Source organism: Pseudanabaena sp. UWO310 (assembly GCF_006861605.1).
GTDB lineage: Bacteria > Cyanobacteriota > Cyanobacteriia > Pseudanabaenales > Pseudanabaenaceae > Pseudanabaena.
The window spans coordinates 1-25,132 of sequence record NZ_SELU01000067.1; the positions used below are offsets into that span (position 1 = coordinate 1).

The following is a 25,132-nucleotide window of genomic DNA, read 5'->3' on the forward strand; positions in this document are numbered from 1 at the left end:
TGATTTTGATGACCGTCTCATGTTGAATGCGGCTGGCTTATGGAACTTCTATTTAGATTTTGCTTGCAATGGACAGAAAAAGTAAAATCACCTCTGTGCTTTGCTTTTATTTCCCAACAAGTCTAATCAACAATTTCCACATTGAAAGCGTCATCATTTTGCCATTCAAAGCAAATTGTTGAATTTCTGAGGGCAATTTACGCGATCGCTGCCTCTCAAAGTTTTTTGAGCTTCTTTATCCTTAAAGCTTCGGATCACGGCTAAAGAATAGTGAGTTTATATTCGTATTGTATAACGTAATGTGTTAAATGCAAGAGGTTATATCAGTATAGATTTTGTAAACAGAGATCGCCCCTCTCAACACCCAAAATCACGATCGCTTCTACACCAAAAATCAAATAGTGATCGCACTTAATGCTTTTACTTTAGCGATCGCATTTCCAAGATCTGGAAGTTTTTGTCCATATTTCTCTGCTGTCTCTAACCACAAAGTTCTCACTGTAATTAACTCTTGCAAGGTTTCTTCTAATGTTTCGCCTTGAGCTAAGCATCCCTTTAATGCAGGAACTTCGGCGACAAAACCACCTTCTTCGCATGGATAAATCACTATTGGATATATCATGATTGTTCTCCTTCAATAAGTTCTACAACTCTTTTAACATATACAGACTTAACGCGGTTGTTATGGACTGGGATTACTAAAACTATTTCGTTTCTCTTGAAAATATGGTGACTGCCTGTAATTCTATCTAAATCAAAACCTTCTAGCTCTAAAAGTTTACGAATGTCTCCAAACGTCGCATTGTTAGGGCTATTTTTTAGAGTTCAAGTAATTTATCTTTCTTACTCATAATTTGATTTTACAACATTCAAACAGCGATCGCCCCATCAACACCAAAAATAACGATCGCTTCTCCATAAAAATTAGACAGTGATCGCCCCTTTCAACATCCACAAAGAATAACGAAGCTAACTATTAACGTGTGTATACAAAATTAAAGATATGAGTTATCGTTCCAGCCAATTTAGAAATTCTAAATATTTAGAGTCGATGATTACATTCTTTGATTAGGTTCGTAATAGATATCAAATCTTGAACAATATTTTTGTAATGATGATGAGTCGTTCAATGCGGGCAATTCATTGTACATAAATACAGACTTATCAACTCGATCAAATCTATAATAAATATCTAGAGCTGATAAACAGTACTTTTTAGGATTATCCCTTGCAGCTTGATCATAGGCGGAGATGATTTTCCATAATTTTTGCTTGTAAAAATGATATTGTTCACCCCAATAAATTTGTTCTGAATAATCTGATAAATGTTGAGCTAAATCGTATTGGACTAAAGCCTTTTGATAAGCAGAAAGTAAAGCTTCAAAGTTCCTATCTGTCTGTGCGCTTACTGCATTACTAAAAAGAAATAGAGTAGTTATTATAATTGAACTTATTAATGTTCTTTTCATGATATTTAGTTTGTGTATAACTTATATATTCACTTCAACGTGTTGTAAGCAATCATTCGCAAATATTACCAATTCCCTGTCCACTGCAAAAGCATTCAGTTCCTAAATCTAGAGAATAGGGAACAGGGCATCTTCGGGTTCCTCTGCTGTCACAGCAATACGACCCATATCTAAAATTTTTCGACAACCTGTTTAAACCAGTTCTAATTTCTATAATTTTTTCACCTGGAGAACTTGGTTGAATAGCAGGTAATTGATAAGTCTGTTGAGCATTTGGTGGTATTGTTAAATTTTGAGTGATACTAATTTCAGGGTTTGAAGATTTGGAAGAGTCAAATACATTAATGGCTATAGTTCCACTTTGAGTTCTATTACTGTCATTGCGAATTCCAAATACTCCTGATACCTTTTCACCAACGTTAAAAGCTTTATCAACCAAATCTAGAAATAGTATTGCACCACTTATCAATGCTAAAAAAGGAACTCCTGCTTCAGCCTCGTTTGTATACAATCTTTGCAAAGCTATGCCGCCTGACAAATAAATAAACCTAACAAAATTTTTCCTGTTCATAAATTGCTCCATTAGCCAGTTCAAAATTAGAACTGATGCTTGTTTGTTTGATAAGTCTTAAATATTAGGACATACGCAATTCATGAATTGTGCTTACCTCTTGTTATTCTCTGCCAGTTTCATAACATTTAAACCTTAGCATTTTATTCAATTGATTGATTTGTTATACCCTAATATCTTAATAATTACGTCTTTGCAATTACTGTGCAGATCGGATTGTGGATTTATTTTCAAGATATGATTTTTCCAGTTCAAGTACAGCGGTGTTCAAATGAAAAGAGCATAGCTAAAATCTTGCTATAGAAAGCTTTGCCCCCTTGCTTGTTCTGAAGTGAAAACTGTTATATATCAAATTTATACACTCTCGATAAGCTCAGGTTTCCAAATTTTGGCGGTTTCCAATCCCACATCAGTGATTTTGTCTATATTTTAGGTGAAACTCGATCGCTATTTTCTGGATAAAACCGATACGAATCGGGTTAACTAAGCCGTGTATCATTTAATCTGTAATAGATCCGCAAGAAATCCGCCCCATCGATATGAGCAATCAAACCTCAAAAATCACCTATACCTTTACCGATGAAGCTCCAGCCCTAGCCACTTACTCCCTACTGCCCATAGTCCAAGCTTTTACAAAAGCCGCTGACATCGAGGTTGAACTCAAGGATATTTCTCTAGCTGGGCGGATTATTGCGAATTTTCCTGAATATTTAACCGAATCCCAGCGTCAACCCGATGCTCTCACCGAACTGGGAGACTTGGCAAAAACTCCTGAAGCCTATATTGTCAAACTCCCGAATATTAGTGCTTCCCTGCCCCAGTTAACGGCGGCGATCGCTGAGTTACAAGCCAAGGGTTACAACATCCCCAACTATCCTGCCGATCCGCAAACTGAAGAAGAGAAGGCGATTAAGGCGAAATATTCTAAGGTGTTGGGCAGTGCGGTTAATCCTGTATTGCGTGAAGGTAATAGCGATCGCCGTGTCGCCGCCGCCGTTAAAGAATTTGCTCAGAAGCATCCCCATTCCGTTGGCGCATGGTCAAAGGATTCTAAATCCCATGTAGCGCATATGACGGAGGGAGATTTCTATGGTAGCGAGAAATCGGTGGTAATTCCCAAGGCGGGCGTAGTCAAAATTGAATTAACCACAGCCGAGGGTTCCACTCAAGTTCTCAAGGAAAAAACGACCGTATTGGAAGGCGAAGTCATTGATGCTTCGGTAATGAGTGTCAAGGCTTTGCGGAAGTTTTACGCTCAGGAAATTGCCAAGGCGAAGTCAGAGGATATTCTGCTATCTCTCCATGTCAAGGCAACGATGATGAAGATCTCTGACCCGATTCTCTTTGGTCATGCGGTGACGGTCTATTATCAAGATGTCTTTGCGAAGTATGCGGATGTCTTCAAGCAATTGGGCATCAATCCGAATAATGGATTGGGCGATGTCTATGCCAAGATTCAAGCTTTACCTGCTGAACAAAAAGAAGCGATCGCCGCAGATTTGGAAGCAGTTTATGAAAAGCAACCCCGTCTTGCAATGGTCAATTCTGATAAGGGAATTACCAATCTCCACGTTCCTAGCGATGTGATTATTGATGCATCCATGGCGGCGACCATTCGGACTTCTGGCAAGATGTGGGGCGCGGATGGCAAGGCTTACGACACTAAGGCAATGATTCCCGATCGCTCCTATGCCACCATTTATCAAGCCTGTATCGAATTCTGTCAGGAAAACGGAGCCTTTGATGTCACGACGATGGGCAATGTTGCTAATGTGGGCTTAATGGCGCAGAAGGCTGAGGAATATGGTTCCCACGATAAGACTTTTGAGATTCCTGCGGATGGAATAGTGCGCGTTAGTGATGAGACTGGAACTATTCTTATTGAACATTCTGTCGCTAAGGGTGACATCTGGCGGATGTGCCAAACTAAGGACTTACCGATTCAGGACTGGGTTAAACTTGCTGTCAATCGGGCGAAAGCGACGGGAAATCCGACGATTTTTTGGCTAGATGAACATCGCGCCCATGATGCGAATCTAATCGCCAAAGTGAAGACCTACTTACAAGACCATGACACCACAGGGCTAGATATCCAGATTCTGTCCCCTGTGGCAGCGATGAAATTTACCTGCGAACAAATAAAAGTGGGTAAAAATGTGATTTCCGTAACTGGCAACGTTCTGCGGGACTATCTCACGGATTTATTCCCAATTCTCGAACTCGGTACGAGTGCCAAGATGCTCTCGATTGTGCCATTGCTAGCGGGTGGTGGACTGTTTGAAACGGGTGCGGGTGGCTCGGCTCCCAAACACGTTCAGCAGTTTCTCGAAGAAGGACATTTACGTTGGGATTCCCTCGGAGAATTTTTAGCGATCGCGGTTACACTCGAAGACCTCGGGCGCAAAAATGAGAACGCCAAGATCTTGGCGATCGCCCTAGACCAAGCCAACAGTCTCTATCTCAATAACGATAAATCGCCTTCCCGCAAGATCGGCGGCATCGATAATCGCGGCAGTCATTTCTATATCGCGCTTTACTGGGCAGAGGCTCTAGCAGAACAGAATCAGAATTTGGAACTGAAGTCAAAATTTGCTGATTTGGTGCAGATCTTGAAAGAGAAAGAAAGCCAAATTATTCAAGAATTGAGCGCCGTTCAAGGTCAATCTGTCGATATTGGCGGCTATTATTTTGCTGATCCTGACAAAGCTAGTCAAGTGATGCGTCCTAGTCCGACTCTAAATGAAGCAATTAGTTCGCTCCATTAATAAGCAATTCAAAACCCAAATAAGTGAAGGTGGCACGGAGTGCCGCCTTCACTTATTTGGGTTTTGCTATAGCTCTACACTGGTCGCTCTGCACCAGTTTCTACAGGCAAATCTGACTGGCTATATTCTGTCCAAGAGCCTTCATAAACACGAACCTTCGGATAGCCAAGCAAATGCTTCAATACCACATATTGCAAGGAAGCTTCGCGACCTGTAGTGCAAGTTACGATAATGTCCTTGGATTTATCAATTTTCTTATCCGCAAGAATCTTCTCAATCTCGCTTAAAGGCTTCAGTTTGTGAGGATTTTGCGGATCGGTGAAGGTCGGCCAAGGAATATTCCGCGCTCCAGGGATATGACCATTACGGACAAAATATTTTTCTTCACCCGCAAAGGCTTTAGCTGGTCTAGGATCGATGAAGACTACTCCTTTCTTATCAAGTAAATCTTTTACTTGAGCAAGGTTAACACGAATATTTATGTTATCTCTAGTGCTTAGTTTTCCAGTTTGATATTTAGGGAAAACTTGGGTTAATTCAGCATTGGTTTGTTTGTAGGCACTCAACCCACCATCAAGGACTGCAACAGGGTTTTTAAACCCAATTCTTTCTAATGCATAGGCGATTTGACTCGCACCTAATACGTCACGACCGTCAGAATAAATGAGTACCTTACTTTTGTCGGTAACACCTGCTTTGGATAGATAACCTGCTAATTTGTCCGAATCAACTAACTGCACTGGTAAGCCATCTTTAGGCTGACGGATTAGATTATCGGCAATATGGACAGCGTTGGGTAGATGCCCAGTAAAGTAGTCGATAGGGCTCCAACGGACATCAAGAATGCGTAAGTTAGGATCGTTTACATTTGCGCTTACCCAACTAGGTGGAACAAACTCAATTTTGGTTGCAGAGTTTTGAGCCGTCAGTGGTGACAAAGAAAAAAATGCGATCGCCACTACCGACATTACCATGGCAGCAAGAAATGTTAGTGGCTTTACTTTAGAAAATTTTCTTTTGGAGTAGGTTCTATTCATTATTTTGGCTTTACTTGAGAACGACTAGTTAATACCGATTCACAAAAGTGTTGTCACACTTTCGTGAATTAAAAACCAAACCCAGTAAGGGTTTTCAAAACACAAAATGGCGTAGCCATTTTGTGTTTTGGCATAAGAGGAGGAAACTAAGATATTGAGTCGATATTGAATCGGAAACTACTGTATATACGCGATGATATCGGAGTATGATGTAAACACCATCGCATAGTATCTAGCAAAAAAGCAAGTACCCATAAATAAACAGTTATTGATAGTAATGATTAGGTGGTTTAGGGCAAATCAAAACGGCAAGAATGATGCAACCATGCACAGTTAAGATTTTGGGCTTTGAGTGGAATTTAAGAAAGGGGTTGCGTAGCAACCCCTTTCTTAAATTCCAGAAGTAAAAGCCTTGCGTAGCAAGGCTTTTACTTCTGGAATTTTAAATTTTGCTAGCTTAACCCGAACTGAAGTTAGGTCTTGGCTACTTATGAGTTAAACAGTAATTTGCTTTCTTTATCCCAATTGCGGTACATCCAAATTACGGTATACCAATTCATATAAATGCGGAAGATTTCCATCGCGACTTCCGATTTACCGCGATCGCATAGCCATGCTAGGCAAGGTTTTAAAGTGCGATCATTGAGCGTGCCGCCGAGGGTGAGTATGCCCCAGATCGCCAGATGCAGCCAAGTTTTTTGAATCATCAACCTAACTTCCCAAGTGGGATGTTTGTGATAAAAGATAATGCTCATTCGACCGCGTTGTTCTTCCAGATCAAGCAGGCGCGGAATTTTATCGATCGAAAATTTAGCATGATAGTGGAAAGCGATCGCCCCAGCACAGGTTAAACGTTTCAAACCCAGTTTTTTGACGCGCATTCCCAGCTCAAAATCTTCCCACCCATATTGGAAAAATCCCGTATCAAATTTACCCGCCTCAATCAACCACTTACGGGCGATCGCTAAATTGCAAGTATCAAATATGGCTGCCGTAAACATAGGCAAAGCAGGCACAATCTCCGAATCAGGAGCTTCAAGATTGCAAGTATCGATGATACGCCCGTAGCTATAAACTTTTTCCCCTTGGGCGAGGGTTGCGGTATGGGCTTGCAGATATTCAGGATTGACCGTGATATCACTATCAACAAAGGCAATATATTTACCAAGAGCCGAGTCAATGCCATAGTTACGAGCCGTAGCGGCGGCGGCATGGTCTTGGGTTAACAGCCGCAGATGGGGATAGCGATCGCGATTACTAGTCAAAAACTCCACCGTGCCATCGGAGGAGCCATCGTCAATGACGATAATTTCGTAGGGTTCAGTTATGGTCTGTCTCTCTAACGCTGCCAAGCATTTTTGCAAAATGGGCAAGCGGTTATAGGTGGGTACTACGATTGACCACAACATTTCTGACACAGAGTTTCTCCTACGCAAACATCATCAAATTATAATCTCCCAACGGGTAAGCTTCATGCCCCCATTGGGAGGTGATTACAGTTTGATGATTAAAAAAGGATGAGTAAATGAGAATGAATTACTCAACTACTTTTTCTTTAAATTGTTTGCCAGCAGAGAAGGCAGGAACGCGAGTTGCCGCGATTACCATTTTTTCGCCAGTGCGAGGGTTGCGACCTTCGCGTTCTTGGCGTTCCCGTGGCTCGAAGGAACCGAATCCCACTAGAGTTACGCGATCTCCGTCAGCCACAGCCTCAACAATTGATTCGAGGGCAGCAGTAACGATCACTTCGATATTTTTCTTGGATACGGATACCTTTTCGGCGATCGCATCTACTAGTTCACCTTTATTCACAGATGTAGCTCCTATGTCGCTTGAGATTAAGACGTAATTTTTTATAAGATTAGAGCGGTGCAAAGCGTCGCTTCAATCAACAAGTCGGAATCAATACTACAGCACCTATGGCAGTCGTCAAGCGCTTTTGACAAAACTTTCGCAAAAATTTTTATATTCCATCCCAGCAGCTAATACCAATTCACGAAAGTGTGGTCACACTTTTGTGAATTAAAACCCAAACCCAGTAAGGGTTTTCAAAGCTGAAAATGGCGTAGCCATTTTCAGCTTTGGCATTAATTGGCATTAAGTAGCTAAACATAATTAAAATCCAAAACCAGAGAGCGTACCGCCCGCGTAGCGGGCGGTACGCTCTTTAATTAGCGAACTGCGAGACGCATATAGTCACCCCAAACCTGCGCGGCAACTGCACTGGAACCATTCGTGACTCCTTCATCATTGCCGAGCCAGACGGCAGCCACGAGATTGCGTCGCGGTACTGCGCCGATAAACCAGAGATCGCGCCCCTCGTCGGTAGTTCCTGTTTTGCCAACCACAGTACCTTGGGGAATGGCAGCCGATCGCCCTGTACCATACTGCACGACTCCGCGCATCATATCGACCATGGTACTTGCCACCCCAGCATCGATCGCTTGTCTTGGTTTTAAAAATGTACTGGCATCGAAAATAACGCGGCAGGTTTGGCGATCCTTCGGGTTTTGGCAGTCAGCACTATCGAGGATGCGTTTAATGGCATGGGGTTTGTTGTATTTGCCCTCATTGACTACGGTGGCATAGGCTCCTGCCATCTCCAAGATTTTCACCTCGTTCCCGCCTAAAACCATGTTACTCGTGGCATCCAGCTTGGCGGTAATTCCTAAAGTTCTTGCCATTTTAACGACGTTATCAAACCCCGTTGCGTCGGCAATTCTGACGGCTACCACGTTTTCCGAGAGGGCGAAGCCCCGATACATATCGATCGCTCCACTACCGCCATTGTGACAGCCCGTTACACCCGCGAGGGCATTGCAGGAGTAGGTACTGCTGGGAGAAATGCCGCGATCCACGGCGGCGGCATAGGTAAATAATTTAAAAGTGGAGCCTGGTTGCCGTAATGCTTGAGCCGCACGATTAAATTGGCTGGCTTTGTAATCGACACCACCCGTCATGGCAAGGAGCGACCCATTGCTAGCATTTAAGGTGACGATCGCCCCCTGACTAAACCCATAGCTCGAACCATCACGCGCTACGGCATTGCGGAGGGAGTCATCCGAGGCTTTTTGCATATCAATGTCGAGATTGGTCTCGACGATCAGATTGCCTTCCCTAGCAAAGTTATCGCCGAGAATATCCTGCAACTCTTCAAAGACATAACTGTAGTAGTAGGGGGCAACCGAGCCTTGCAACTTAGTTTTGGCAGATTCATTAAGGATCAGCACCGATCGCCTAGCCCGTTCGGCATCCTTATCGGTAATCATCCCCAATTCCGCCATCCGATTGAGAATGCGATCGCGATACTCGATGGCTAGGTTTTTATTTTTAAAAGGATTGATCGTTTCAGGGGAGGGGAGCAGCCCGACAAGGGTCGCCGCTTCCGAAAGGGTTAGCTCTGACGCTTCTTTCCCAAAATATAGTTTTGCCGCATCCTTGAAGCCATATACACCGTTCCCCGTATAGGCGCGATTGAGATAAAGACGGAGAATTTCGTCCTTGTGATAGGTAAAGGTAAGTTTAATCGCCGCCGCCGCCTCGCGCCATTTCCTCCCTGCGGAATCATCGGTTCCTACATAGGTCTTACCGAGTAAATTGCGGGATAACTGCTGGGTGATCGTGCTTGCCCCTTCTAAACGCTCTCCGCGACTGCGGACATTAGTGACGATCGCCCTTGCTACCCCTATGGGATCGACCCCGATATTCCAATAAAAAGAAGTATCTTCCGAAGCAATTACCGCTTTTGGGATAAACTGCCCAAACTCTCCGAGGTTCGCATATTCGGTATGGTTGGCAATATCAGTAGGATCGAGACGCTTTACCCCATCTCCCGCCAAAACCTCCACGGGACCTTGTTGGGTAACGGGTAACGGCTTGAGATCGGGAACTCGATTAACTTCAAAAGCGATCGCTAATACGATCGTCCCCGCGATCGCCCCGAGACCAATTCCCGTATATTGCAGCGTCCGAATATACCAAGGGGGAGGATCGAGATAGCGAATAGTCGCCGCCTCGACGAGTTCGGGAGGTCCAAGGGTGATGGTCATTTTGTGGCGCAATGGGACTGATTTTAATCGCTGCTTATTGCGATAAATGCCATTGGTCGAGTCGCGATCTTGGAGGATAAATTGGGATTTTTTTTGGGTGCGATCGCGGACTAGCTGCGCGTGAACTTGGCTGACCAGAGGCGTTTGCACGACAATATCGCATTTACCCGTGCTGCGTCCTAGAATATAGCGATCGCCCACTAAGTCATAAATTTCAGGTTTATCTTTTTGCGATCGGCGCACTTCCAGCTTGGGGACATGCTCTTTCGGATTGATTTTTAATACGCCATTAACTACCTGAGTGAGTTGATGAATTTGGGTCATCAACTTGGATTGAGGTGGCTTTGGCTTTGATGATGGCTGGGGTGGCTGGGGGGATTGTGGCGATTTCATAGGTAGCTAGGACGCAGAATTTGAGGGCGTGGTTTCCAATTATTCCCTCAAATTTAATTATGCACTTAAACAAGAAAGGCAACATAAAGCGATCGCCACCCCAAGCATTAATCTTTGATATCAAAAGAGACGACGCTTTGCGTCGTCTCTTTTGATTCTTCTTTATTTGCGCCTAATACTAATTCACGCTAATTCACGAAAGTGTGACAACACTTTTGTGAATTAAAAACTAAACCTAGTAATGGTTTTCAAGTTACTCCCTCCCCAGTGAAGAATTAGACGTGGCGGCGCGAAGCGCCGCCACGTCTAATTCTTGGTTTTTAATGTCTAATTTTATAGCAGTAGCGAGCTATAGCAGTAGCCAGTTATGTCCTACCAGCTATAAGAAATGGCGTAGCCATTTCTTATAGCTGGTATAACTGCTTATTCGATGGTGCGGGTTAGTAGTACGGGGACGGTCGCATTAACGCGCACGTAGTCAGATACCGACGAACCTAGTAAGCGATCGAGATCGGGTAAACTACGGGCAATCGAAGGACGGCGATCGGGAGAACCAATCATCAACAAACTAGCATTTGCCTCATCCGCAAGCTTACAAATTTCTTTACCAATGTCGCCCGAACTGATAAAAGAGCGCGATGGAATATTCAATCGCTTGAGTTTAGCGCTCGCTTCGACGAGAACTGGGTCAGTGCTAGCATTAGCATCTTCCTTGCGCTTTACTACTCTGACCAAGAAAATCTCCACATCCTTCGCACCGCTGACCAGTTTAATTGCCAAATCAAGACAATTATTGGACGATGCCGAACCATCGACGGACACCATCACATTGCGAATGGTTTTGATGTACACATCATCCTTGATGAGTAACATGGGTGAGTCGGACAATTGAAAAACGTATTGACTGACCGAGTTCGCTAAAATTGCTTGCAGGCGACCCATCCCACGGGAGCCCATAATCAATAGGTCAGGCTTTAACTCTTCGGCTACTTTACATACAACATCCTTGGGTTCGCCTTCCTTCAGCAGGGAAACAGTACTATTGCCAGAAGCTAAGCGCAAATTTTTAACTTCTCTTTCGACAATTTTTTCCCCTGCGAGGCGATATTCAGTAATGGCATCCGAGTTAATGGAGTTGGGGATAACATGGAGAACATTGATTTGCAAGTTTTGCATACTAGGTAAGGCTAGCAGCATATTCATCATTTCGCGCGATCGCCCCGATCCATCAACAGCTAATAAAATTTGTTGAAACATTGTTTTAAACCTAGTTTTTAAACCTATAGTCTCTATATCTTGAGTAAAGCTCAATTACTGGGCGATCGCCGCAAAACGTTGAGATTCTTAAAATTTTGGAGATTGAGCTGCTCGCAATCTCTAAAAAAATCCCCTATCCGAAACCCATTCGCCTCCATCTGCACATATACCCCAAATATGCCCCCAATATATGTCCTATATGTCCACAACTAAAAGTATGCTCAAATCGGTCAACTCCATTGAAACTATGCCTTTATGGCAGCAAATTCAGTGGATTGCCGACCCCATTGGCTATATGGAAACAGCAGTAAAAAAATATCCAGATATTTTTGCGGCAAAAATCATTGGTTTTGGTAACTCAATCGTATTTGTGAATGACTCCCAAGCCATTCAGCAAATTTTAACGAACGATCGCAAGCAATTTAGCGCTCCTGGAGAATTGAATGGCATTTTGCGCCCAGTTGTGGGAGATGCTTCCATATTTAGCTTGGATGGCGATAGTCATAGGAAACGCCGACAGTTGGTCATGCCAGCCTTCCACGGATCGCGAATGCAAGATTATGGACAGTTGATTTTTGACTTGACCAATAAAGTCTTTCAAAAGTTAGCTGCTAATCCTTTAGCCCACAATCAGAAAGCAAATCCCTCTAACAGGATTTTTCTAGTCCGTGAGGCTATGCAGGATATTTCACTGCAAATCATCCTCCAAGCGGTGTTCGGTCTGTATGAAGGCGATCGGTGTCAGCAAATAAAAAAATTGCTGACCCAAATGACCGAACTTTTCATTTCTCCATTAACCTCCGCATTTTTATTTTTCCCCTCTCTCCAAAAGGATCTTGGAGCTTGGAGCCCTTGGGGAAATTTTGTGCGCCAAAGAGAGGCGATCGACAAATTGGTTTATTTAGAAATTGCCGAACGTCGAGCCAATCTCGATCCCAATCGAAATGACATTCTCACGATGCTGTTATTGGCGCGGGATGAAGAAGGAAAAGGCATGACCGATTTAGAGTTACGGGATGAACTACTAGCCCTATTACTAGCGGGACATGAAACTACAGCCACGGCAATGTCTTGGGCTTTGTATTGGATCCATCGTTTACCAGAGGTCAAAGAGAAACTATTGCAGGAGCAAAAAAGCATTGTCGATCCAACGGATTGGATGAGCATTTTTCGGTTGCCCTATCTCACTGCCGTCTGTAACGAAACGCTGCGCATTCATCCTGTTGCCATGCTGACCTTCCCCAGAGCCGTCGAACAAGAATCAGTGGAATTGCTAGGATACAATTTGGAACCCCAAACCATCGTGATTGGTTGCATCTATCTCCTCCACCATCGCGAAGATTTATATCCGAATGCCGAGCAGTTTAAACCCGAACGGTTTCTGGAGCGGCAATTTTCCCCCTATGAATTTATGCCCTTTGGTGGTGGTGTCCGTCGTTGTGTGGGTGAGGCTTTGGCTCAATTTGAGATGAAAATCGTCTTAGCTACGATTCTGCGTCATTACGAACTGGAGTTAGCCGATCGCCACCCCGTAAAGCCCCAACGGCGAGGAGTTACCCTTGCTCCTGCGGGTGGGATTAAAATGACTTTCAAATACAAATAATATTCAAATAATAAAGGCTACCGTAAACGGTAGTAGAAAGAACACTAGAAAAATATTTGTCACCTATAATCAAGGGTGACCTACTTAAAAAATTCACATTAAAAATATCTATAAATACCTATAAATATCTACAAATATCTATTTAGTCCCTATACAGAGGGTTAAGTAAAGAGTTATGCTTAGAGATCTGCCTTCTTGGAAATCCTTGAATACAGGGCTGAGTTCAGGGCTAGTCTTAAGCCTAGCCTGAGTAACAGGTTAGGTAGGTTTAGCAACCTAGCTTAGATCTAAAGCCCTAGCTCTGGTATAGCCCAAAATTTGCAATGGTTTCCAGCAATTTTGGTTAGTTTAAAGCAAATTGTTTAAAGCGAATTTACGTAAGCCAGATATTAGCAGTTTTGCTGCTGTTAATAAAAAGCTTAATTTAGAATTAACAATGTGGAGAAGTTGTGATGAGGCGATGGTTGCTTCGTAACTAAACTTAAAAATCTCATAATTTCAACCTATTTTTTTGATAGCAACAATTAATCCGATGGAAGTGAGCCGCGTGAATACAAGTCAGTCTAATCAGTCTGGAAATACGAATTCGATCCAAGGGCCCTATTGGCTAGTAGAAGAGCGTGATGCTTGTGGGGTAGGTTTTATTGCCGATAAAGAAGGTCGAGCTAGTTATAAAATTATCAGCAATGCGCTGAAAGCTTTGACTTGTATGGAGCACCGTGGCGGTTGTAGCGCCGATCAGGACTCTGGGGATGGGGCTGGACTTATGACCGCAATTCCTTGGGGGCTGCTCCAAAAAGAATTTACCGATCTCACTATCGATCCCGAACATTCGGCTTTGGGGATGTTTTTCCTGCCACAGGAAAGCGATCGCGCGGCAAAATGTCGCGAAATCACTACCAGAATTGCGGCTGAAGAGGGTTTAAAGTTGTTGCGATGGCGGGTTGTACCTGTCCGACCAGAGGTTTTAGGTATTCAGGCTAGGGAAAATCAACCTCAGATCGAGCAGGCGATTTTTGTTGCGGATGCCGATCACCAAAATCTTGACCAACTCGAAAGAGCAATTTATATCACCCGTCGCCGCATTAAGTTGGAGATCAGGCAACTTGCGCCCGATCAAAGTAGCGATTTTTACGTTCCATCCCTTTCTAATGCGACAGTGATTTACAAGGGCATGGTGCGATCGGCGATCCTTGATCGGTTTTATGAGGATCTCCAAAATCCTGATTATGTCTCACCCTACGCCATTTATCATCGCCGCTTCAGTACCAATACTTTACCGAAATGGCCGCTTGCCCAGCCGATGCGTTTCCTCGGTCACAATGGTGAAATTAATACCTTACAGGGAAATACAAATTGGTTTCTCGCTCGCCAAGGCGATCTTGCCCATCCTAATTGGGTCGATGCTAAAGGCGATCGTCTTAAGGATCTTTTGCCAATCCTCAAGCCCAATGAAAGCGATTCGGCAACGTTAGATCACGTTTTTGAATTATTGATTGAGACGGGGCATAGTCCGCTTGAGGCAATGATGATCCTCGTGCCCGAAGCCTATGAAAATCAGCCAGATTTAAGCGATCGTCCCGAAATTACCGATTTTTATGAATATTACAGCGGCTTGCAAGAAGCATGGGATGGTCCCGCTCTGTTAGCCTTTAGTGATGGCAAGATCGTCGGAGCCGCCCTTGATCGCAATGGCTTACGTCCAGCCCGTTACATGATTGCCAAGGATGGCATGGTTATCGTCAGTTCCGAGGCGGGAACTGTAGATATTCCCGAATCAGAAATTATCGAAAAGGGTCGCCTCGGTCCAGGACAAATGATCGCCGTTGATTTGCAAACCCATGAAATCTTGCATAACTGGGAAATCAAGGAACGGGTTGCTAAAGCCCATCCCTACGGTGAATGGACGAAGCAATATCGCAAGCATCTCGAAAGTCAGCCATTTCACCCTAAGACTACCCTAGGAGAATCGCAGGCGCTCACCTATCAAACCGCCTTTGGCTACACCCTCGAAGATGTCGAAATGGTGATCGAAGCCATGGCTCAAGATGGCAAGGAGCCAGTATTCTGTATGGGAGATGATGCGCCGCTGGCGTTTCTATCCCAGCGCCCTCACCTGCTTTACGACTACTTCAAACAGCGCTTTGCTCAGGTGACCAACCCACCCATCGATCCGCTCCGTGAAGGAACGGTCATGTCGTTAGCGATGTTTTTGGGAGAGAGGGCAAATCTACTCATTGCCACACCTGAAGCTGCCAACCAGATTAAGATCAAGAGTCCCGTGATCAATGAAGTAGAGCTGGAGGAACTTCAATCCTTGGGCTTTGCGACCAAAAAATTAGAGATTCTGTTCCCGATCGCTTCAGGGGCGACGGGGCTAAAGGATGCGATCGCCAAGTTAAGCGATGTTGCCGTAGCCGCAGTTCGCGACGGGGCGAAATTACTGATTTTAAGCGATCGGAACTTGAATGCCGAGAATGCCTATATTCCACCCCTGTTAGCAGTCGGTGCAGTGCATCACCGTCTCTGCGCTGAAGGGCTAAGGATGAAGGCTTCGATTGTGGTGGATACAGCCCAATGTTGGAGTACGCACCATTTTGCTTGCTTGATCGGCTATGGAGCCAGTGCGATCTGTCCCTATCTCGCCTTTGAAACCACTCGTCAGTGGTGGGGTAAAGCCAAGACGCAAATGCAGATGCAGCAGGGCAAAATCAAGACTTTAACGATCGCTCAAGTGCAAGATAGCTATCGCAAGGCTGTGGAAGGTGGCTTGTTAAAAATTCTCTCCAAAATGGGCATCTCCCTCCTCTCAAGCTATAGCGGCGCACAAATTTTTGAAGCGATCGGCATTGGGGCTGAAGTGATCGAGCAATGCTTTAAGGGCACAGTATCTCGTGTTGGTGGCGTAAACTTTGCCGATATTGCCTCAGAATTGTTGACTTTCCATGCACAAGCTTTCCCCGAATTGCTACTCAAGAAACTAGAAAATTATGGCTTTGTCCAGTATCGCCCTACGGGTGAATACCATATGAACAGCCCCGAAATGGCAAAAGCTTTGCATAAGGCGGTGGCTGGTGATGGTTACGACCATTACGAAGTCTATCGGACGCAATTGCAAAATCGTACCCCAACGGCTTTACGGGATCTATTGGAATTTAAGAGCGATCGCCCTAGCATTCCTGTAGAAGAAGTAGAGGATGTTTCGGAAATTCTGAAACGCTTTTGTACGGGGGCGATGTCCCTTGGCGCTCTAAGCCGTGAAGCTCACGAAGTCCTCGCGATCGCCATGAATCGTGTAGGTGGCAAGTCCAACTGCGGCGAAGGTGGGGAAGATCCCATTCGCTACTTACCCATTAATGATGTCGATGGGAATGGCATCTCTGCTACTTTCCCTCACCTCAAGGGTTTGAAAAATGGCGACACGGCGAACTCCGCCATCAAACAGATTGCCTCGGGACGTTTTGGGGTGACACCTTCCTATCTGGTAAGTTCTAATCAATTAGAAATTAAGGTGGCGCAAGGAGCGAAACCAGGGGAAGGCGGACAGTTGCCAGGACCGAAAGTGAGCAGCTACATTGCGATGCTGCGAAATTCCAAACCAGGAGTATCGTTGATTTCGCCCCCTCCACACCACGATATCTATTCCATTGAGGATCTCGCGCAGTTGATCTTTGATTTGCATCAAATCAATCCCACGGCAAAAGTATCGGTAAAACTGGTCTCAGAAATCGGGATTGGCACGATCGCTGCGGGTGTGGCGAAAGCAAATGCGGATATCATCCAAATCTCAGGTTATGACGGTGGTACGGGTGCGTCTCCTTTAAGTTCGATCAAGCACGCTGGTTCGCCTTGGGAACTGGGGCTCGCAGAAGTACATACGGTACTGATGGGCAATAAACTGCGCGATCGCGTATTGCTACGAGTAGATGGTGGCTTTAAAACTGGCTGGGATGTGGCGATTGCCGCGCTGCTTGGCGGCGAGGAATTTGGCTTTGGAACTGCTGCCATGATTGCGGAAGGCTGTATCATGGCGCGAGTCTGCCACACTAACAAATGTCCTGTGGGCGTAACTTCGCAGCTAGAGCAGTTCCGCAAACGTTTCCCCGGCACTCCTGAACATGTGGTTAACTTCCTCTATTTCGTTGCGGAAGAAGTGCGTCAAATCCTTGCCAAGCTGGGTTACAAGTCCCTGAAAGACATCATCGGACGTTCCGATTTGTTGGCTCAACGTCAGGACTTAAAGCTAGCGAAACTCGATATCAACCAAGTCGATATGGGCTGCCTGATCAATTTACCCGATACTAAAAACGATCGTGATTGGTTAGAACATTCCCCAGTTTCCCATAGCAATGGTGCAGTGCTTGATGATGAGATTTTAGCCGATCTCGAAGTCCAAGCAGCGATCGCCAATCAAACTGACCTCTCCAAAACCTATGCGATCGTGAATACCGATCGCTCGGTTCCTACGCGAGTCTCAGGGGCGATCGCCAAGCAGTACGGCAACTCTGGACTCGCCAGTAGCCTGAACCTTCAGTTTGTTGGTGCTGCGGGTCAGAGCTTTGGTGCATTTAATATCAATGGTTTGCATCTCTCCCTAGCTGGTGAAGCCAACGACTATATCGGTAAAGGGATGAATGGTGGCAGTATCAGCATCAAGCCCAAGCCCGACTGTAACTTCAATCCTGCCGATAATGCGATCGTTGGTAATACCTGCCTCTATGGTGCAACGGGCGGCTATCTTTTCGTGCATGGTCGCGCTGGCGAACGGTTCGGAGTCCGTAATTCTGGCGCAAAAGCCGTTGTAGAAGGTACTGGTGATCACTGCTGCGAGTACATGACAGGTGGTGCGATCGTGGTATTGGGAACGACTGGTCGCAATGTTGGTGCAGGTATGACAGGCGGTATTGCGTACTTCCTCGATATCGATGGCAAGTTTAAAGAGCGTCTCAGCCAAGAGACTCTTAAGGTGCAAAGAGTTAGCACGGTTGCAGGTGAGAATCAGTTGAAGGAATTGATTCAATCTAGCTATGAGAATACTGGTAGTTCTAGAGCGAAGGAAGTTCTCGATAACTGGTCGATTTATCTGCCGAAGTTCTGGCAAGTCGTTCCTCCTTCAGAGCAGAATAGCCCTGAAGCTACGGATGAGTTGCCTGTAGTTGCAACTGTTTAAACCCCCTAAAGAGAGGTAGCGCTTTGCGCCACCTCTCTCTTATAGCGATAAAGAAAGAAGGCGTAAGCCTTTTTTCTTTATCGTTAGTTCGGATTAAGCTGGTAAATTTTAAAACCCCAAAAGTAAAAGCCTTGCTACGCAAGGCTTTTACTTTTGGGGTTTGAGAAAGGGTTTGCTACGCAAACCCTTTCTCAAACCCCGTTTCAAATTATCCAGAACTCACGTTTCTTTATGGCTATAATTTATCAACTGCATGCCATTCCTCGACAAAAGAAGAAGGAACGGGCAAACTAATAGCCTCATCTCCCATAATGGGTAGTGATAATTTTAAAGGAAGCTCAATTTGTAGCTGCGATAAAATGGGTTGCAGATCGTACTGTCCGACATTCGGCGCGGGAGCGAATGAATCAGCTGAATCCGTAAAGATGTCGCTAGAAGAGTCGTTAGCCGTCAGGATTTTGCCTAGGGAATTAGTCAAAGTAAGGGGTTGACTGTGATCTATTGCTGCTGCTTTAGGGAAGCCCACCAAACGTAGAAAAAAGCTAGTTTTTCCATCCTCTCTGATACGTTTAAAGGCGATCGCTTGCCAGTTATTACCATGTTGATCCTTGAGAGGCTGTCGTACTTGATATACCATCTGTCCAGAACCCTCTTGGAGTTCACGAATTTTTGAGATAGCGATCTTTTTACCTTGATACTCAGAGGTTTCGCTTACATCTACTAAAAGAGGTTGAGTCGTATCGATTGCCCTTTTCAATTCCTTAACGGTAGCGATCGTGTAATACCCTGATGGAATAGAATTGAGAAAGCTATCAACCTCTGATTTCAGGGTTAATGATTCTGTTAACGTTGGGATTATTTCTTGAGATATAGATTTTGTATTCTCAGGAATTGCCGCGAAGGCTTGGCTTTGAGTAACAAGCAAAAGGCAATAACCTATGGATATACATATACATACAGATATAGCAAATCTCAATAATGCAATTTGCATGTTTTTCTTATATTTTTTCTTATATGTCATAGGGTTTCTCTATGTAAAGTCTAGGTAGCTGGGCATAACTAAAAAATAGAGTCAAAAGCTGTAGTGCAGGCTGCGCTACAGCTTTTAGGTTTTATATTTATATTTACAGCGCAATGCGCTGTAATTGCGCCTGTCTACGTATGGAATTTTTTAACTCTGACAGGAGATTGCTTAACTACGGGCATGAATTGATTAAATTGATTGATTACGATATAAAACAGAATGGCGGTGCATCACACCGCCATTCTGTTCTTGGGTTTTATCCCAATGGTTGAGTTATCAAAAGAACCACAAGAAACTGTTTGAGAGTGTTGCTTCGCAACACTCTCAAACAGTTTCTTGGTTTGGATTTGAGCGCAAAGCGCTGAATCTTTTAGGCTAAGGCTACAAGTAAACTTAAAACCCAGAGAGTATACCGCCCGCTGCGCGGGCGGTATACTCTCTGGGCTTAGCTACTTACCAATACAAAATCTACTGAAAATTTGGTCTAGTACTGACTCTGTGACCTCCTCTCCCGTAATTTCACCGATCGCACTGATAGCAGATCGCAAATCGATCGTCCAAAAGTCTAGGGGTAACTGATCAGCGATCGCTACTTGGACATTAGCTAAGGATTGTACAACTCTTAGCAGACAAGCTTTCTGGCGTTGGTTGATCGCAACTTCCATATTTGCGGCGGCGATGCGATCTTGGTGAATACATTGCAAAATTGCATTTTCGAGTTCCTCAATTCCCCTTTGTTGTGAAGCCGCAGTTCTGACTATCGGAATATCTCCATTGCTCAGGTCTTTCTCGAGGGGGATTGTGAGGGAATCGATGGCAAGATCGATCTTATCGATTTTATTGATTACCAACACAATCGGGCGATCGCAGACAGTCTCGTAGATTTCTGTATCCTGCGCGATCCAGCCCACAGTGGCATCAACGACCATTAAAACTAGATCGGCAGACTGCGCGGCGCGGCGCGATCGCTCTACGCCGATCTTTTCGACAATATCTTCCGTTTCCCTGATTCCAGCCGTATCGAGAACTTGAATGGGAATTCCTCCGACGACTAACTGCGAATCAACCACATCGCGAGTTGTGCCTGGCAAATCCGTAACAATAGCTCGATCGCTCCGACTCCATGCATTGAGCAAACTCGATTTACCCACATTAGGACGACCGACAATGGCAACTTTTAGCCCCGTTCGCAATAGTTCGCCGCGATCGGCTGTCGCGAGGATTCCTTGGGCTTCCTGTGCAACATGCAGAACTTCCGCCTTGACCCATTCCCCATCAAGGGGGGGTAAATCATCCTCAAAATCAATCCGCGCTTCAATTTCCGTTAAGACATTCAAGCATTTACTGCGCAGATACTTTAAAGACTGAGCGAGTTTCCCTCTTAGGGAAGCGATCGCCGATTGAGCGGCTTGCGCTGATTTCGCGCCAACTAAGTCATTAATGCTTTCGGCTTGGGTAAGATCGATTCTGCCATTGAGAAAAGCTCTCAAACTAAATTCCCCTGCTTCGGCGAGTCTTGCCCCATTTTCTAAGCAAAGGTTGAGTACTTGCTGGACTGCCATAATTCCCCCATGACAATGAAATTCTACGACATCTTCGCGGGTAAAGGAGCGCGGTGCTTTCATCAGTAGCAACAGGCTTTCATCAACAATCGCCTTTGTAACTGGGTTTTTGACATAGCCATAGAGAATGCGATGACTTTCCCATACTTGTTTTCCTCCGATAGCAAAAATTTGTTGGGCGATCGCCACGGATCGATCTCCCGAAAGCCTCACAATTCCGACACTCCCCTGTTGTGGAGAAATTGCCGTGGCGATCGCGGCGATTGTGTCCGATAAACTCATAGGTTACTCTCAAAAACTGATCAATGATTTATGGTATAGAATAGGAAAAGAGCCTAGTTGCAAACTCAATCTCAAACTAAATCTCAGAAATAATCCCAAACTAAATCCCAAGAATAGTCTTTCACAATGCCTTGCTGTCTAGGGTTTAACTTGCAGTTTCGAGGGAATAGATACTACAAGAAGGGTTTTAAGAGCGGTAAATCTAAGTCTCTCCGTGACATGTTCGTAACTCCATAGCATATAAGCAATATATTTAGCAGTATATGAACCTTTACCTGCTTTGGGATTAAATTCGCATCTAGCCTCCTTAAATTATGCCAACATTATCAATGGCGATTTACCAATTTACCCGACAAAGTACGGGAATTTTTCAAGTAAGGGGATGACCAAAAAAACAACGAATAAAACGAATCCCATTAAGGATTCTTTGAAGCTGCATCAGGCTATCGTCAATAGCGTTAACTATGCAATTATCGCGACCGATCTTGATGGAGTGATCCGTGCTTTTAATGCGACCGCTGAAAGTTGGTTGGGGTATACCGCTTCAGAAATAATTGGGAATTTTACACCCGAATACTTTCACGATCCCTTAGAAGTCCAACAACGAGCGATCGCCTTAACCAATGAACTGGGATATTCTATCTCGGCGGGGTTTGAGGTATTTGTCGCTAAAGTGAAATTAGGAGAAGTTGAAGAGACTGAGTGGACATATATTCGCAAAGATAGGGAACAGTTTCCCGTAATGCTTTCCATTTCTGCTTTGCAAGATGATGAGGGGCAAATTTCAGGATTTTTATTAGTTGCCAGTAATATCTCCAAACGAAAACAGAATGAAAAACAACTTCAAATAACCCTGCGGGAGCTAGCGTTTCAAAAATTTGCCATAGACCAAGCGGCGATCGTCGCTGTCACCAATTTAGACGGGGAAATTACCTATGCCAATGGCAAGTTTTGCGAGATCTCTGGCTATAGTGAAATTGAGCTGTTAGGGCAAAATCATCGGTTGATCAACTCAGATTATCATTCCCCTGAATTTTTTGCCGATCTGTGGCATACGATCACCAATGGGAAGGTATGGCGGGGAGAAATTTGCAATCGGGCTAAAGATGGTACCTACTATTGGACAGATAGCACGATCGTCCCCTTGCTCGACGAGCGCGGGCTGCCGATGCAATATTTGGCGATTCGCTTTGATATTAGCGATCGCAAAAAGTTTGAAGAAACGCTGCGGCTTCAGGAAAGAGCGATCGCCGCTAGTCAGAATGGCATTGTCATTACGGACGTGCGATTGCCCAACAATCCTATCGTCTACGTGAATTCCGCCTTTGAACAAATTTCTGGCTATACAGCTAGCGAAATAATGGGAAAGAATTGCCGATTCTTACAGGGAAGCGATCTATTCCAACAAGAAAAAGAAATTCTTCGTAATGCTGTTAAACAGGGGGAATCCTGCCGAGTTGTGATTCGGAACTATCGCAAAGATGGGTCGTTATTTTGGAATGAATTAAATATTTCGCCTATCTTTGACAATATGGGTAAGGTCACCCATTTTATTGGTATTCAATCCGATATCACCGATCGCAAAGAAGCCGAAAAAGACTTAAAGCGGCAAATGCGCCTCACGGTATTACTCAATCGCATTACCGATGAGATTCGTCAGAGTCTTGATGTGGAGAGTATTTTTCAAACGGCGGCTCATCAGATCCAATTGGCTTTTCACGCTAGCCGTTGCTTGATCTACAAATTAGAATATCCCAATCATGACGCATTGCAGTCACCCCAAATTTCCCTAATATCCGAACAATTAGCCGAAAAAATATTTTCCGTCAAAGACTACGAACTGCCTTTACTAAATAGCGCTTTCGGGCAAAAAATTTCTAGTCAAGATGAAGCGATCGCCATTGCCAATGTTTATACCGATCCAGATTTGGATGAATTTGGCGAATTATTTTATCGGATGCAACTGCGATCGCTATTAGCGATCCGAACTTCATCCCATAGCCTTACCAATGGCATTATTTTATTGCATCATTGCAATAGTTTCCATACATGGAGTTCCGAGGAAATTGATTTATTAAAAGCCGTTGCTAACCAAGTTAGTATTGCATTGTCCCAAGCTCAACTGCTCATCCAAGAAACCCGCCAACGCGAACAGTTAATTAAGCAGAATGCGGAATTAGAAGAAGCGAGAATTATTGCCGAAACTGCCAATCGCTCGAAGAGTGAATTTTTGGCAACCATGAGCCATGAGATTCGCACGCCAATGAATGCGGTAATTGGCATGACGGGGGTTTTATTAGATACGAATTTAACCAGAGAACAGCGGGAATTTGTCGAGATTGCTCGCAATGCAGGCAGCACCCTCCTCACGATCATTAATGATATTTTAGATTTTTCTAAGATTGAATCTGGACATCTTGAGCTAGAAGAACAAACCTTTGATTTGCGAACTTGTCTGGAAGATACGATCGAATTACTATGGGCTAAGGCTGTCGAAAAAGGGATCGACCTAGGCTATTTTATTCATCCCGATGTGGATTTGATCGTGGTTGGCGATATGACGAGGCTACGCCAAGTTTTGGCGAATTTAATTGGTAATGCCATTAAATTTACTAGTCGTGGGTCTGTGAATATTTCGATCTCCCAAAGGGAGATATCGCATTATTTGCGCTGCGATCCTAGCGATCTCTATAGCGATCGCTACGAAGAAACTCAATTATTAAGAACCTTACAATTTGCGGTTAAGGATACGGGGATCGGCATCCCCAGCGATCGCCTCTATCGGTTGTTTCAGCCCTTTAGCCAAGTCGATGCATCGACCACAAGGCAATATGGGGGGACTGGACTGGGGCTAGCGATCAGTAAGCATTTATGTGAACTGATGGGCGGCACTATGTGGGTGGAGAGTGATGTCCAGCAGGGCTCTACTTTTTACTTTACAATTACTGTACCTGTGAACAATGGCGATCGACTCACACCGATTAGCATTGCCGATTCACAATTAACTTCTTTAGACTCGCCTAAATATAAAACTGATAATAAAACCGACAATAAAACTGAGATTGCCGCCAAAAATTCAGAAAATTATCATGACCGCTCGACAGTTCAAATTCCTGCTGTCCTCAATCATCATCCCAAGGGATTTGCCTTCGATCCGCTTATGGCAAGAAATCATCCCCTAAGGATTTTACTCGCCGAAGATAATGTGATTAACCAAAAAGTTGCCATCCATATTTTGCAGCGGATGGGCTATCGTGCAGATGTTGCTGCTAACGGGCTAGAGGTAATTGACGCATTGTTACAACAGCCCTATGACTTAATTTTTATGGATATGCAGATGCCTGTCATGGATGGCATTGATGCCACTCAGAAAATCTATCAAAACTGGCAAGATGGTAAGTTCGCGACCAGACCCCGCATCGTTGCCATGACGGCTAATGCCATGCAAGGCGATCGCGAAATTTGTCTTGCCGCAGGGATGGATGACTATCTCAGTAAACCAATCCGCAACTCTGAACTTGTGAGAGTTTTACAAGAATGTCCTGCGGCTACTCCTAATAATTCATCCATTATGACTTCAATTAATATGACCACTCTTCATGAGGCAGCCATTCATATCGGTGGCGAAGATCCTAATTTTTTGAATGAATTGATTGATAGTTACTTAGATAATGCGCGATCGCTACTCCAAGAGCTATATACTAGCTTTGCACAGAAAGATTTTGCAAAGATATTGAGGACAGCCCATACTTTAAAATCCAGTAGCAGCGTGATTGGTGCAGAAGATCTAGCAATACTATGCCATGAGTTGGAAACAAATCTACGTAATAGCAAATATGAGGGTTTAGATCTCAAAATCAATAAAATTACTGATGAATTTGCCCATGTTAAAACTGAGTTAGAGCGGCAAAAATATCACTAAACTCTTACATTAGAAGAATCTATGATTA

14 protein-coding genes and 1 pseudogene are annotated in these 25,132 nt (G+C 44.3%); 4 read left to right on the top strand and 11 right to left on the bottom strand.

Translation table 11 applies throughout. The annotated features are described in order from the left end of the window. Window positions 1–394 precede the first annotated feature (394 nt). The 4 genes and pseudogenes from PseudUWO310_RS18735 to PseudUWO310_RS18750 all read right to left on the bottom strand — a co-directional run bounded on the left by PseudUWO310_RS18735 (window position 395) and on the right by PseudUWO310_RS18750 (window position 2,040). The gene (locus PseudUWO310_RS18735) at window positions 395–622 is read right to left on the bottom strand and encodes a type II toxin-antitoxin system HicB family antitoxin (RefSeq protein ID WP_142603966.1); all 228 of its coding nucleotides are present in this window, start codon (window positions 620–622) and stop codon (window positions 395–397) included. Further along, window positions 619–851, bottom strand: a pseudogene (locus tag PseudUWO310_RS18740) (type II toxin-antitoxin system HicA family toxin). The gene PseudUWO310_RS18735 and the pseudogene PseudUWO310_RS18740 overlap by 4 nt, the downstream one beginning before the upstream one ends. A gap of 204 nt (window positions 852–1,055) precedes the next feature. Next, window positions 1,056–1,469 carry a hypothetical protein gene (locus PseudUWO310_RS18745; RefSeq protein WP_142603968.1) on the bottom strand — a complete coding sequence of 138 codons (414 nt, stop codon included), beginning with the start codon at window positions 1,467–1,469 and terminating at the stop codon, window positions 1,056–1,058. 52 nt (window positions 1,470–1,521) lie between these two features. Continuing rightward, window positions 1,522–2,040, bottom strand: coding sequence for a hypothetical protein (locus PseudUWO310_RS18750; RefSeq protein WP_142603971.1), 519 nt, complete (start codon window positions 2,038–2,040; stop codon window positions 1,522–1,524). A gap of 539 nt (window positions 2,041–2,579) precedes the next feature. Between PseudUWO310_RS18750 and PseudUWO310_RS18755 the strand changes: the two genes are divergently transcribed. Continuing rightward, window positions 2,580–4,805 (top strand): NADP-dependent isocitrate dehydrogenase, encoded by a 2,226-nt coding sequence (locus tag PseudUWO310_RS18755; protein ID WP_142603973.1) that lies wholly within the window; start codon window positions 2,580–2,582, stop codon window positions 4,803–4,805. Window positions 4,806–4,879: 74 nt separating this feature from the next. Here the strand turns inward: PseudUWO310_RS18755 and PseudUWO310_RS18760 are convergent, their stop codons facing one another. The 5 genes from PseudUWO310_RS18760 to PseudUWO310_RS18780 all read right to left on the bottom strand — a co-directional run bounded on the left by PseudUWO310_RS18760 (window position 4,880) and on the right by PseudUWO310_RS18780 (window position 11,541). Continuing rightward, complete coding sequence (locus PseudUWO310_RS18760; protein ID WP_142603977.1) at window positions 4,880–5,842, bottom strand: sulfurtransferase; 963 nt, start codon at window positions 5,840–5,842, stop codon at window positions 4,880–4,882. Between the two features lie 488 nt (window positions 5,843–6,330). Next, window positions 6,331–7,260: a glycosyltransferase family 2 protein gene (locus tag PseudUWO310_RS18765; RefSeq protein WP_142603980.1), complete on the bottom strand. Its 930-nt coding sequence runs from the start codon at window positions 7,258–7,260 to the stop codon at window positions 6,331–6,333. Between the two features lie 118 nt (window positions 7,261–7,378). Continuing rightward, the gene (locus PseudUWO310_RS18770; RefSeq protein ID WP_142603982.1) at window positions 7,379–7,654 is read right to left on the bottom strand and encodes an HU family DNA-binding protein; all 276 of its coding nucleotides are present in this window, start codon (window positions 7,652–7,654) and stop codon (window positions 7,379–7,381) included. 359 nt (window positions 7,655–8,013) lie between these two features. Further along, a complete protein-coding gene (locus PseudUWO310_RS18775; RefSeq protein WP_142603984.1) occupies window positions 8,014–10,284 on the bottom strand; it encodes a transglycosylase domain-containing protein in 2,271 nt (756 codons plus the stop codon). Window positions 10,285–10,707: 423 nt separating this feature from the next. Then, complete coding sequence (locus tag PseudUWO310_RS18780; RefSeq protein WP_142603987.1) at window positions 10,708–11,541, bottom strand: universal stress protein; 834 nt, start codon at window positions 11,539–11,541, stop codon at window positions 10,708–10,710. A 190-nt stretch (window positions 11,542–11,731) separates the two neighbouring features. Between PseudUWO310_RS18780 and PseudUWO310_RS18785 the strand changes: the two genes are divergently transcribed. Then, window positions 11,732–13,144: a cytochrome P450 gene (locus tag PseudUWO310_RS18785; RefSeq protein ID WP_411729090.1), complete on the top strand. Its 1,413-nt coding sequence runs from the start codon at window positions 11,732–11,734 to the stop codon at window positions 13,142–13,144. Between the two features lie 532 nt (window positions 13,145–13,676). Then, window positions 13,677–18,314: a glutamate synthase large subunit gene (gene gltB / locus PseudUWO310_RS18790; protein ID WP_142604012.1), complete on the top strand. Its 4,638-nt coding sequence runs from the start codon at window positions 13,677–13,679 to the stop codon at window positions 18,312–18,314. Between the two features lie 235 nt (window positions 18,315–18,549). On the opposite strand, the gene PseudUWO310_RS18795 is transcribed toward gltB, so the two are convergent. Continuing rightward, a complete protein-coding gene (locus tag PseudUWO310_RS18795) occupies window positions 18,550–19,239 on the bottom strand; it encodes a DUF3122 domain-containing protein (RefSeq protein ID WP_223805751.1) in 690 nt (229 codons plus the stop codon). Between the two features lie 548 nt (window positions 19,240–19,787). Next, on the bottom strand, window positions 19,788–21,182 hold the full coding sequence (gene mnmE, locus PseudUWO310_RS18800; RefSeq protein ID WP_142603991.1) for a tRNA uridine-5-carboxymethylaminomethyl(34) synthesis GTPase MnmE: 1,395 nt from the start codon (window positions 21,180–21,182) through the stop codon (window positions 19,788–19,790). A 382-nt stretch (window positions 21,183–21,564) separates the two neighbouring features. Here mnmE and PseudUWO310_RS18805 point away from each other — a divergent pair, with 382 nt between their 5' ends. After that, window positions 21,565–25,104 carry a PAS domain S-box protein gene (locus tag PseudUWO310_RS18805; RefSeq protein ID WP_142603993.1) on the top strand — a complete coding sequence of 1,180 codons (3,540 nt, stop codon included), beginning with the start codon at window positions 21,565–21,567 and terminating at the stop codon, window positions 25,102–25,104. Window positions 25,105–25,132: the final 28 nt, after the last annotated feature.